The following is a 12383-nucleotide window of genomic DNA, read 5'->3' as shown; positions in this document are numbered from 1 at the left end:
AGTTTCATTAATACCTATTGTTCGGATGTCCCGTCCGGCGCCTGGACGAGAGATCCCATCAGCGGCTCGCGAGGAACCGATTGATGTACATCATGAGATAGAGGCGTTCTTCCTCGGAGCACGCGCGGCCAAAGCGGTCCTCCAAATAGGAGGCAATCGCGTCGGCGCAAGCGCTGACATCGGGAAAATCATGAGAGATTCGAGCGAACAGATCGGCATTGGAATCGGAAGATGCCCTGTCCGCCTTAAGCCTCTTGATGAGATAGCGAAGATGGGTGGTGAAGCGGGCGTAGTTATATGATGCGCGGTCCACGGTGATGCCAAACTCGCGCTCCACGATATTTGTAACTTCGTCAATTGAGGAAAGCGTACGCATAACCTCGTCCATATCGTCAACCCGACCATCCGCGCGCTCGGAATTCACTAGGTGCATGGCGATGGAGCAAGCCTCGGTCCGCGGCATAGAAACCCCGGTCTCCTTCTTAAGGATCGCGAGAGCGCGAAGGCCCAGACCATGCTCGACCGGATAGACAAACTCGACCGTATCCGAAAGCGGGTTCTCGATAACGCAGCCATCCTTAAGGCGCTCGACCGCAAACTGAAGGTGATCGGCCAAGGTAAGAACAACGTTGGGATTCAACTCGCAGTCGAGCTCGCCTTTTGCCATATCGATGATCTGCAGGGCGGCATCGATAACCTCGGACGGCACGGTGCGAACCATGGAGAGAATACCGTTGTTGATATTTGAAAAGACTGCTTGGAGCGTCGACTCGTCTTCGAGATAATACGGGGTCTCGTGAAAACCGATCCCCTTACCGAAAACGACCAACTCGTTGCCGCGATCATCGCGCGCCATGGCAACGTTGTTGTTGATCTTCTTAACTATGATCATGAAAAAACTCCCCTAAGCATCTCATTGATCGAATCGGACGGTCCCCTTTTACGGGAAACATCCGTATCGACAAGTGATGCCTCCCGAGGAGTAACAACCTTGCTATGGCTGAAAGCATAGCCTAACAATGGCGAATTTGTAAGTATTTGTTTTCAAATACCGTTCACAGATGAATTTATACCGTTTGCGGACTGAAGCGAATAGCGAAAAGGGATTAAAAAGGACGAAAATCAATCGTAGCGTGGCAAAGCGATCCAAGGGTCCGATCCCTCATCGATGAAATACAGATCTGCCTGAGGCGCAAACATCATCGCATCCATACGCGAAGAAGAACGATATGCCTCGAGACTGAAGACGCTCTTGGAATGGGACGGCGCGGAAGTGCTATCGACAATCACCTGAGAGTCGCGAAGGGCATCGATGTGATCGGTCGCAACATGCGCCATGCCGGCAAAGCCGTAATCAGCCCAGGTGCACTCACATAGATACGCAACGGCGTAAGCAAGCTCCACGCTTTCCTCCGGACAATATACAAAGAGCTCGATCACGGGCCTGGGAGCAGGTAGCCTGCCTCTGTCTTCATGGACGCCAAGGTGCTCCGCCCACCGCATGCCCCACAGGGAGAACGCGTTAGCCGCATCAAGATTTCCGCCAATAAACGTAGCGCGAAGCGGAATTTGACCTGTAAAACAAGCTGATTCAAGCCCACCGTCGCTATTCAAGAAGAAGTCCTCCCCCGCTCATTCTTAATCAAATAAACCGCGGCACGCGCAAAGCCATCTGCTAAACGGACCACAGCAGCAGCGCGGCAACCAAAGCAGCAGCTTCCAAGGCAACAAAACGAGCAATAAGCCTCGGCAAGCCGATCGATATGGCCCGATCCACGAAAGCGAATCTCTTTCTTAGCCAGGATTTATTGTAAAGCAGCCAACAGCCAAATAGAAATATCGGCAGCACCATAAAGTAAGCAATGACGACAAGCGCGGGAATCGAAGCATCTCTCATGGATTCAGTGGGATGAGCGACCAGCTCTAAAGTCGCCTGCACGCAAACGACGGCAACGAAAAGGACCGTTATGTTCCAAGGTATGCGTACGATCGGATTATCGATAAAGCGCGCGTGAACGGCACGCGGCGCCTGGGGACGCTGCGGCGTCAGGGTAGAAGAAGGCGCCATAAAGAGGGAGTCTTTGACGGCTTTGCCACTCAATGCATCCCCACGCTGCCTGCTGGAAGGAAGGTCGCCAGCGCCCACCGCAGCAGAAAACGCATCCAGCAGCGCTTGCACGGAATCATAGCGATCGGCTGGATCGAATGCGCAAGCGCGCTCGACCACGCGGATAAGCCCCGCGCTCGCGTGCGCGCCCGTCAGCGAAGAGACAAGCTGCTCACAAGGCACGGTCGAGCCGATAAGGCAGTACGCGAGCAACATGCCCAGCGCATACACGTCGCTTCTAACCGTGGTTTGAGAAAAACCGTATTGCTCTGGTGGAGCAAACTCCCTGGTCCCAAAATGAACCGTATCAGACGACTCTCCCTCGCGCCATTGCCTGGCGATGCCAAAATCGATGAGCACAGCGGTGAGTTGGGACGAGAACCTACTTTGAGCCATGATGATATTTGAGGGCTTAAGGTCGCGGTGGATGATGGGCGGCGCGAAAGAGGCATGCAGCTCAATACAAGCGCGGCACACGTCCTCAAAAGCATGAAGAGCAACACCCCGATCAAAGCCGGCTGCCGTGAGGTACACCTCGAGCGTAGGGCCTTCTACGTATTCCATAAGCACATCAAGCTCATCGCCCTGACTGCTAACGTTCATAATCTCAGGAAGGTGGGCGAACCTTCGTCCTGATAACCAGGCGTCATGAAGCGTGCGATATACGGTGCCCAAGCCGCGGTCCGCCGCGATAACCTTGTGGACAAACGGACCGTATTCTCCCCCACCCGCGCCAAGCAGATATACCACCTGCGTGCACTCGCGCGAGCCATCCTTTAAGACGCGCTCGACACGATAATCCAAGCCCGCCTCACGGATGGCTAGCATCGATTCAAGCTGGTCTGTCAATTCATCTGTATCCATAGCTCCAAACTATAGCAAACCGCCCGGACACAACAACGGTATCCGGGCGGAACGCGGGAACAAGGATTCTAAGGCCTAGCAAATAGTGCGCTCTCCAAATCGATAGAGCTCTTCGTTCACCTTCTGAAGAGAACAACCCTTGTCGAGGCAGTAGATAATGATGGCATCGCGCCTGCTCCTGCAGTCGAGCCTGCCGGCGTCGGCATAGCCCAACGCCCTATTGGCCTCCCTCAGCGAAAGGGCCATCGCGAAGCATATCTGCAGCACCTTATCCCTACTGGGATGGCGAGCACCCGTAAAGATCTGGTATCCAAAGGTCTCGTTGAGGTCCGCCATGCGCACCACCTGGACGCGCTTCAAATGCTTCTCGTCCAAAAGCTGCTGAAGATAGGAAGCGAGCGACGTATCAGCTGAAGAAAGGTCGTTGAGATATCCCTCAAGGTCGGAAGAATCTAAAAGGTCGTTCAATAGTTCTTCAGTCAAACGCTCGCTCATTGGATCTCAAGCTCCAGAATCATTATAGACGCGACACTTAAATGCTAGGAAAGGTTAGCGATGGCGTAATCGGCCTCTTCCTGCGTGAACTTCTCTCCATATTCAGAGACAAGTTGATCTCGAATTGCCTCGGGCGACATAGCCATAGTTTCCTGGTAGTTTTTTGCCTTTGCAAGAGCGTTTTCATTCCAATCGGCCTCGATTGTATCAACAGCGTACTGGGCCTCCTCCGCAGTGAACTTCTCACCAGCCTCAGATACAAGCTGATCGTAAATGCCCTGTTTGGACATATGCATTGTGTCGCTATAGTTTTCAGCCTTCTTGAGAGCATTGTCATTCCAGTCGGCCTTCATATTGTCAATTGCATATTGAGCCGCCTCCGCAGAGAATTGCTCACCGTACTCCGATGTGAGCTGATCATAGATACCTTGCTTAGACATATGCATCATCTTGCTGTAGGACTCAGCCTTCTTAAGCGCTGAGGAATATTCCGTAGGAACATTTTCATCAACCGTAGAAGTATCGTCGCCATCTGTTTGCTCGGAAGCAGGCGCATCATCCGCAGAACCGCTCTTGCCCGAGCTCGAATTCGCGCAGGATGCCAACGCCGATATCGCCAAGATGACAACCAGCGCGATGAACCACCAGCGGCGAACTACAGGCTTTTTCTCCTTTTTCATTTTCCCTCCATACGTCAATGGACAGCACCAGTAGCTTGATTCTAGGCACGGCTATCTACCAATTCATTAGCTGTGAGCTAATAGCGGGCAACGAACTTGCACATGCAGGAAAAGACGATCGTCAGTTAAGGGCAAACCCTCTATCGCATTTGTAACGACATGAGTTATGGCCCTCGATATTAATAAGGATGGTATACACTTCTGTAACTTATACATTTGCACGCGCATGAGTTACTTTTGGAGGACCACATGATCGCAATCCTGCGCAAGGACGCCTCGCCCGAGGCCGTTGAGCATCTACTCAGCTGGATCGAAAAGAAGGGCCTTCAAACTAACTATAGTAAGGGCGAGAACGAGACCGTCATCGGCCTGGTGGGAGACACCACCAAGATCGATCCCTTCCTGCTTGAGTCGATGGACATCGTTGAACGCGTACAGCGCGTCTCCGAGCCCTTCAAGAAGGCCAACCGCAAGTTCCATCCCGAGGACACCGTCGTCGATTGCGGACACGGCGTCAAGATCGGCGGCGGGCACTTCCAGGTGATCGCCGGACCCTGCTCAGTCGAAGGCAAGAACCTCATCAACATCGCCAGGCGTGTTAAAGCTGCCGGCGCCACCATGCTGCGCGGCGGCGCATACAAGCCCCGCACCTCCCCGTACGCATACCAGGGCATGGGCCCCGAGGGTCTCGACCTGCTGCGCGAAGCTGCCGACGAGCTCGATATGCCCATCGTCACCGAGATAATGGACCAGCGCGACGTCCAAACGTTCCTCGATAAGAACATCGAGGTCTGGCAGATCGGCGCACGTAACGCCCAAAACTTCCCACTGCTGAAAGAGGTGGGTAAGACCAAGGCCCCCATCCTGCTCAAACGCGGCATGGCGGGTACCATCGACGAGCTGCTGATGGCGGCCGAGTACATCATGAGCGAGGGCAACGAAAACGTCATCCTGTGCGAGCGCGGCATCCGCACGTTCGAGACGCGTACCCGCAACACCTTCGACCTCAACGCCGTGCCCGTCCTGCACTACCTAAGCCACCTTCCCGTGGTCGCAGACCCCAGCCACGCCACCGGCTACACGCGCTACGTCGAGCCCATGGCGCTTGCCGCCACCGCAGCGGGTGCCGACGGCCTTGAGATCGAGGTTCACGACGACCCCAGCCGCGCCTGGTCCGACGGCGCTCAGGCCCTAACTCCCGATATGTTCGACCAGACCATGGAGCGCATCCGCCAGATCCGCTCCGTCATCTGCGACACTGAGAGCTGCGAGGCGTAAGGAACCATGGACAACACCTCTACCCCTGCAGAAGCAACTTCAAACAATCCCACCGTAGGCATCTTGGGCCTGGGCCTTATCGGCGGCAGTTTCGCCCGCGCCTACCACGCTGCCGGCTGGCGCGTCGCCGCATTCGATACCGATGCTGATACGCTTGCCATAGCCATGATCGACACGGTTGATACGGTCTTGGACGATGCCTCGCTCGCAGACTGCGACCTTGTGATTCTCTCCGCATACCCCGAGGCCTGCATCGCATGGCTTCAGTCCCGCGCCCAAACGCTGGGCGAGCTGGGCGCGGAAGGTCCTTTGGTCATCGATAGCGCCGGCGTCAAGGGCGCGCTGTGCAACCGCGCGTTCGACCTGGCGAGTACCTATGGATTTACCTTTTGCGGCGCGCACCCCATGGCAGGTACCGAGCACTCCGGATACGCCTACGGTAGCGCGGATATGTTTGTCGGCGCTCCCATGGTTCTCGTCCCGCCCCAGCTGGACGATGTCGCCCGCCTTGAGCTTCTCGACAGAGCCCATACGCTGCTCTCCCCCTGCCGCTTCGGGCGCTTTAGCGTCACCACGCCGGCCGACCATGACCGCGTCATCGCCTTTACCAGCCAGCTGGCCCACGTGGTCTCCAACGCGTATGTGAAGAGCCCCACGGCCCAGGCCCATCATGGCTTCTCCGCAGGCAGCTACAAGGACCTCACAAGGGTGGCGCACCTCAACCCCGATATGTGGAGCGAGCTGATGATCCAAGACGCCGACTACCTGGCCGATGAAATCGAGATCATCATCAACGCGCTCGATAAATACCGCGTCGCCCTCATCAACCGCGATCGGGTAGGGCTTCGCGAACTCCTTGCAGAGGGCGACCAGATCAAGCGCGCACTCGATGACATACCGCGTTAAGATCTGCGAAAGGCAGGACCATGTACTCTCTTGATATCCAGGCGTCTAAGCCCTACCAGGTGCTGATCGACACCTTTTTGCTTGAACGCGCAGGTGAGATCGCGCGTTCGCTCAACGCAGGACGGCGCGCCCTCATCATCAGCGACTCCAATGTCGCTCCGCTCTATGCGGAACCCGTGAAGTCCGGTTTGCAGGCTGCCGGCTACACCTGCGAGCTCGCCGTATTCAGCGCCGGTGAAGAGCACAAGCGCGCGGAGACATACGTCGGCCTCCTCGAGAAGGCCGCGTCCTTTGAGATGACGCGCTCTGACCTCATCATCGCCCTTGGCGGCGGCGTGGTGGGAGACGTCGCGGGCTTTGTCTCGGCGACCTACATGCGAGGCATCGACTTCATCCAGATTCCCACCACGCTGCTGGCCATGGTCGACTCCTCCGTTGGCGGAAAAACCGCTATCGACCTTGAGGCGGGAAAGAACCTAGCCGGTGCATTCTGGCAGCCGCGTGCGGTTCTCGCCGATGTGGGCTGCCTGGGCACGCTAACGGACGAGCAATTCGCCGACGGGTGTGGAGAGGTAATCAAGCATGCCGTTATCGCGGACAGCGAGCTGTTCGAAGAGCTCGAGAAGACGCCGCTTACGCCCGAGCTCCTCAAGCAGGATCTTTCTCGCGTCGCCTACCTCATCGCCCGTAACATCGATATTAAGCGAGCCGTTGTCGAGGCGGACGAGCGCGAGTCCAACATGCGCAAGCTCCTCAACTTTGGTCACAGCATCGGTCATGGCGTCGAAGCGGCGGAATCCTACTGCCTGGGCCACGGAACATGCGTCGGTATCGGCATGGTGGCCATCGCCAGCGCCTCTGTCACCGCAGAAGTGTGCGAACCCGATGTTCCCGATCGAATTGCCGCGCTCCTACGCAACCACGGGCTTTCACTTCATTTCCAAGCCGACGCACAGAACATCTATAACGAAGCCCTGCACGACAAGAAGCGCGCCGGCAATTCGATCGATCTGGTGGTTCCGCGCGCGATCGGGGCGGCCTCGATAGCACCCACACCGCTCGATGAGTTCAAAAAGATCCTTGAGGTGGGCCTTGCCTGCGTGCACGCCTACGCCGGGGACATAGAAGACGAGTAACCAGCACATACATTTCGCAGCATCAAGGGAGCATGTATGATTGCCCATATTCATCCGACCCTGCTTTCCGGAACCATTCCGGCCATCGCCTCGAAGTCGGTTGCACATCGCCTCATCATCGTCGCCGCGCTCGCTAATGGCGACACCCACATCAAGTGCAACACCACGTGCGCCGACATCGACGCCACCATCCGCTGCCTTACGGCGCTTGGCGCCAAGATAGATGCGGTCGACGATGGCTTCATAGTAAAGCCTATGCCTAAAAGCGTCGCCTTCGGCCTGCTGAGGGCGCTGCATCATGCCACCCTCGACTGCGGCGAATCCGGCTCGACGCTTCGCTTCATGCTCCCCGTCGCATGCGCGCTGGGTGCAGAGGCGACTTTTATTGGAAGCGGTCGTTTGGGCGAAAGGCCCCTCTCCCCGCTTTCCGAGGAGCTAATCGCCGCCGGATGCGAACTCGAGGGTCTCGGCGGCTTCCCACTCAAGACATCTGGTCGAATTCGCCCTGGACGATTCGAGCTTCCCGGCGATGTGAGTTCTCAGTACATTACCGGCCTTCTGCTCGCAGCGCCGCTGCTCGACCACCCCAGCGAGATCGTTGTGAACGGGCGCATCGAGAGCCGGCCCTATATCAACCTCACCATACAGGCCATGCAAACCTTCGGTGTCGACGTCTACGTTGATCGCAGGACCCAGGGCGATGGTACAGAGGTCACCGTCTTCACCACCGAGGACGACACCTACCGCACCCCGCATGAGGCGACCGTAGAGGGCGACTGGTCCAATGCGGCCTTCTGGCTGTGCGCAGGCGCTCTGGGCAGGCTGCCCATCAAGGTCGACGGGCTCTCGCTTTCTTCCGCCCAGGGCGATCGCAACGTTCTCGCAGCCCTGTCGCGCTTTGGTGCCCGCATAGGCCGCTCCACCGACGCCGCCATTTCTCGTCCAGACAAACTCTGCGGTTTCGAGATGAGCGCCAAGGACATCCCGGATTTGGTCCCCATTATCGCCGCGGTCGCCTCCGTTGCAGAGGGCCGCACGGTGATCACCGACTGCGCTCGCCTGCGCATCAAAGAATCCGATAGGCTCGCCACCGTCGCCAAAGAACTTAGCAACCTGGGAGCGCAGATCCAGATCAAACGCGACGCGCTCATCATCGACGGCGTCCCCCAACTGATCGGCGGCACGGTCGATTCCCACAACGACCATCGCATCGCCATGATGGCTGCCATCGCCGCCTCCCGCTGCGAAAACGATGTCTACATCAAGGGCGCGGAAGCCGTAAACAAGTCCTACCCGCTGTTCTTCGATCATTATCAAGAGCTTGGCGGCATGGTCGAGCTCACGCAAGAATAGGGGCTGTCTGCATGTCTTCTTTCACCGGCAACGTCCTCAAACTCAGCATATTCGGTCAGTCCCACTCGCCTGCCATCGGCTGCTCGCTCGATGGCATCCCGGCCGGCGTTTCCATTGACTTAGAGCGACTCCAGCTCTTTCTCGATAGACGCGCGCCGGGCCGCGATGAGACCGCGACCGCACGCAAGGAGACCGATACCGCACATATCATCTCCGGCATAGTCGACGGCCTCACCTGCGGGGCACCCATATCCGGCATTATCAAAAATGCCGACACGCGCTCGCAAGACTACTCCAACCTGCGCAGAATCCCTCGCCCCGGTCATGCTGATTATGCAGCGTATATCAAATACAAGAACAACCATGATGTCGCGGGCGGCGGTCACTTCTCCGGTCGCCTCACCGCACCCCTGTGCATCGCTGGCGGCATCGCGCTACAGGCCCTCGAGACCCAGGGCATCCGCATTGCCGCCCACATCGCCGCACTGGGTCCGCAAGATATTCGCGATACGCCGCTCGACCCCATGAAGCCAAACCAAGTTCAGCTCAAAGCCATATCCACTAACCCGCTCCCCTGCGTAAGCGCGCACGCGGCGGCCTCTATGCGCGAATGCATAGTCGATGCAAAGTCTCATATGGACTCGGTGGGCGGCGTGATCGAATGCGTCGCGTATGGCGTTCCCGCCGGCATCGGCGACCCAATGTTCGACGGCATCGAGAACCGCATCGCCCGCCTCGCCTTCGGCATTCCCGCAATCAAGGGCGTGGACTTTGGCGCCGGGTTCTCCTCGGCCCGTCTGATGGGAAGCCAGAACAACGACTCGTACCGAATGCGGGATGGCCAAGTACTACCTCAAACCAACAATGCGGGCGGTATCGTCGGCGGTATCACCACCGGTATGCCCGTTATCTGGCACATGGCGGTAAAACCCACGCCGTCGATCGGACAGCAGCAAGACAGCGTGGATCTTGAAGCACATGAGAACGCGGAACTCAAGATCCACGGTCGCCACGATCCCTGCATCGTTCCGCGAGCAGTCCCCGTAGCAGAAGCCGTTTGCGCGGTCGCATTGCTCGATGCCATGCTCGAAGACGGTGCTTTCGTCCTGCCTTGCCAAGCCGATGCCCGCTTTCGCTAAACCCAATCCCGCCCAGGAGCCCAGCATATGAATCTAGAAGAAGTACGTGAGCATATCGATCGCATCGACGCCCAGCTTATCGAGCTGTTCAACGAGCGACTCGACCTCGCCCCCCACGTTGTCAACGCGAAGCTCGAAATGGGCAAGCCCATTTTCGACCCCAGCCGCGAGCGCGATAAACTCGCCGGTATCGCTCAGGCGGCCCCTCAAGACAGGCAGGCGCAGCTCATCTCGCTCTTCTCGCTTCTAATGAATATGAACAAGATCGAGCAGAACCGCTACCTGGCATCGCTTGATCAAAAGCCCCAATCCAGGCGCGCCATCAACACGCTACTGCCCGCAGACGCCCAGTTCCCCGTCACCGCATCCGTTGCGTGCCAAGGGGTCGAGGGCGCCTATAGCCAGCTCGCCGCCTCCAAGCTCTTCAAGGTACCTTCCATCACGTTTTTCGATACATTCGAGGGCGTGTTCAGGGCGGTACGCGACGGCCTGTGCGACTACGGTGTGCTACCCATTGAGAATTCCACCGCGGGCTCGGTCAACGCCGTCTATGACCTGTTGGCGCAGTACAGGTTCTCCATCGTCCGCTCGCTGCGCCTTAAAATCGACCATAACCTGGTCGCCAAGCCCGGTACGCGTCGTGAAGATATCCGCGAGGTCATCTCGCACGAGCAAGCGCTTGCCCAATGCGCCGAATTCATTGAATCTATGGGCTTCAAAGCGACAACGGCCAGCAATACCGCGCAGGCTGCAGAGTTCGTCGCATCATCTGAGCGCAGCGACATCGCAGCACTTTGCTCCCGCAGTTGCAAAGCCCTTTATAACCTCGAAATCCTGCAAGAAGATGTACAGGATTCCGACAACAACTACACCCGCTTCGTCGTCATCACCAAAGATGTCGTCATCTATCCGGGGGCGGACCGCACCTCGTTTATGCTCACGCTCCCCCATCAGCCCGGATCGCTCTATCGCGTCCTCGAACGCTTCTACGCCCTGGATATCAACCTTGTCAAGCTGGAAAGCCGTCCCATCCCCGGACATGACTTCGATTTCATGTTCTATTTCGATCTCATCTGCCCGGTGGGTTCGCAGCCGTTTATGACCTTGCTGGATTCTTTGGACGATGTCTGCGAGCAGTACACGTATTTTGGCAGCTATCAGGAGGTGCTCTAAATGGAAGCTAAGCGTCCGTACGGGGTTCTTGGACGAGTATTGGGTCATAGCTATACCCCCGTCATCTACCACGCTCTCGCCGGTCTCGACTACCGAAAGTTCGAGCGCGAGCCCCAAGACATCGAGAGTTTCCTTAAAGGGGACGAATGGGAGGGCGTCAACGTGACCATCCCATATAAGCGCGACGTCATGTCCTATTTGGACGAGCTCTCAGACGTCGCCGAACGCCTGGGCAACGTCAACACCATCACACGCCTTGCAGACGGCAGGCTCCGTGGCGACAATACCGACTATTACGGCTTCAAAGTGCTGGTTGAAAGCGTGGACGTACCGCTGGCAGGCAAAGTGGCCCTGGTCTTTGGCGGAGACGGAGGAGCCGGATCCACTTGTATGAAAGTACTTGAAGATTTAGGCGTCGAAGCCCATGTAGTGAGCCGACAGGGGGAGATTACCTACAGCGATCTTGCCCAATGGAGCCACGCCGCGCTGGTGGTCAACTGCACGCCCGTGGGCATGTTCCCCAATTGCCCCGCAAGCGTCTGCAGCCTTGATGAGCTCACTCAACTTGAGGCTGTGGTCGATATCGTTTACAACCCCGCGCGCACGGGCCTTATGTTGCAAGCTGAAGAACGCGACATCCCATACGTAGGCGGCTTGCTCATGCTGGTAGCCCAAGCGGCTCAAGCAGTAGAGCGCTACACAGGCGAAACCGTATCACGCGACCGCATCGTGGAAGTCACCAAGGCCCTGTCGCTCACCGAGCAAAACATCGCCCTCATTGGAATGCCCGGATCTGGAAAGACGCGCGTTGGCGAGAGCTTGGCGCAAATCACAGGTCGAGAGCATATCGACCTCGACCACGCTTTTGAGCAGATGGTCGGCGCTCCCTGCGCAGAATTTATCCTTGAACGCGGCGAAGATGCGTTCCGCGAGCAGGAGACCAAGGTCCTCGCCGATGTTGCCGCTCGCAGCGGACTTGTTATCTCTTGCGGGGGCGGCGTGGTCACACGCGAGGAAAACTACGGCCTCCTCCATCAAAACAGTCGCATCGTCATGCTCAATAGGAATATCGACGAGCTGGCCCATAAGGGCAGACCCATCACCGCGCGCGACGGCGTCGACAAGCTCGCGCAGCAGCGCATGCCGCTGTACCGTGCCTGGGCAGATACAGTGGTCGATTCCCTTGATTGCGCTGAAGCGACGGCGCGCGAGGTCGCCCACCGTCTCGGCGAGCCTCAGGCACTCTAAACGC

12 protein-coding genes are annotated in these 12383 nt (G+C 57.5%); 7 read left to right on the top strand and 5 right to left on the bottom strand.

Annotated features, from left to right (window positions below; all coding sequences use genetic code 11):
• Positions 1-58: 58 nt before the first annotated feature.
• From B3H65_RS04065 to B3H65_RS04045, 5 genes are all read right to left on the bottom strand, one after another.
• A complete protein-coding gene (locus B3H65_RS04065) occupies positions 59-892 on the bottom strand; it encodes a PRD domain-containing protein (RefSeq protein ID WP_286684229.1) in 834 nt (277 codons plus the stop codon).
• A 230-nt stretch (positions 893-1122) separates the two neighbouring features.
• Complete coding sequence (locus B3H65_RS04060) at positions 1123-1404, bottom strand: hypothetical protein (RefSeq protein WP_286684228.1); 282 nt, start codon at positions 1402-1404, stop codon at positions 1123-1125.
• Between the two features lie 271 nt (positions 1405-1675).
• Positions 1676-2971, bottom strand: a complete 1296-nt coding sequence (locus B3H65_RS04055; protein WP_286684227.1) for a serine/threonine protein kinase — start codon at positions 2969-2971, stop codon at positions 1676-1678.
• Between the two features lie 75 nt (positions 2972-3046).
• Positions 3047-3454, bottom strand: coding sequence for an XRE family transcriptional regulator (locus B3H65_RS04050; RefSeq protein ID WP_286684226.1), 408 nt, complete (start codon positions 3452-3454; stop codon positions 3047-3049).
• Positions 3455-3510: 56 nt separating this feature from the next.
• Positions 3511-4146, bottom strand: coding sequence for an Ltp family lipoprotein (locus B3H65_RS04045; protein ID WP_286684225.1), 636 nt, complete (start codon positions 4144-4146; stop codon positions 3511-3513).
• 249 nt (positions 4147-4395) lie between these two features.
• On the opposite strand from B3H65_RS04045, the gene aroF reads away from it, so the two are divergent.
• From aroF to B3H65_RS04010, 7 genes are read left to right on the top strand one after another with little or no spacing between them, the layout of a single operon-like run.
• Entirely contained in the window at positions 4396-5424 is a 1029-nt protein-coding gene (gene aroF / locus B3H65_RS04040; RefSeq protein WP_286684224.1) for a 3-deoxy-7-phosphoheptulonate synthase, read from the top strand.
• Positions 5425-5430: 6 nt separating this feature from the next.
• Positions 5431-6330 (top strand): prephenate dehydrogenase, encoded by a 900-nt coding sequence (locus B3H65_RS04035; protein ID WP_286684223.1) that lies wholly within the window; start codon positions 5431-5433, stop codon positions 6328-6330.
• Between the two features lie 20 nt (positions 6331-6350).
• On the top strand, positions 6351-7466 hold the full coding sequence (aroB, locus tag B3H65_RS04030; RefSeq protein ID WP_286684222.1) for a 3-dehydroquinate synthase: 1116 nt from the start codon (positions 6351-6353) through the stop codon (positions 7464-7466).
• A 36-nt stretch (positions 7467-7502) separates the two neighbouring features.
• Complete coding sequence (gene aroA / locus B3H65_RS04025; RefSeq protein ID WP_286684221.1) at positions 7503-8819, top strand: 3-phosphoshikimate 1-carboxyvinyltransferase; 1317 nt, start codon at positions 7503-7505, stop codon at positions 8817-8819.
• A gap of 11 nt (positions 8820-8830) precedes the next feature.
• A complete protein-coding gene (gene aroC / locus B3H65_RS04020) occupies positions 8831-9958 on the top strand; it encodes a chorismate synthase (protein ID WP_286684220.1) in 1128 nt (375 codons plus the stop codon).
• Positions 9959-9985: 27 nt separating this feature from the next.
• Positions 9986-11131 (top strand): prephenate dehydratase, encoded by a 1146-nt coding sequence (gene pheA / locus B3H65_RS04015; RefSeq protein WP_286684219.1) that lies wholly within the window; start codon positions 9986-9988, stop codon positions 11129-11131.
• Complete coding sequence (locus B3H65_RS04010) at positions 11132-12379, top strand: shikimate kinase (RefSeq protein WP_286684218.1); 1248 nt, start codon at positions 11132-11134, stop codon at positions 12377-12379.
• Positions 12380-12383: the final 4 nt, after the last annotated feature.

Source organism: Collinsella sp. UBA1693 (assembly GCF_002320115.1).
Lineage (GTDB): Bacteria > Actinomycetota > Coriobacteriia > Coriobacteriales > Coriobacteriaceae > Collinsella > Collinsella tanakaei.
Note: the sequence above shows the minus strand (reverse complement) of the source record. Positions and strands in the feature narration are given on the sequence as shown.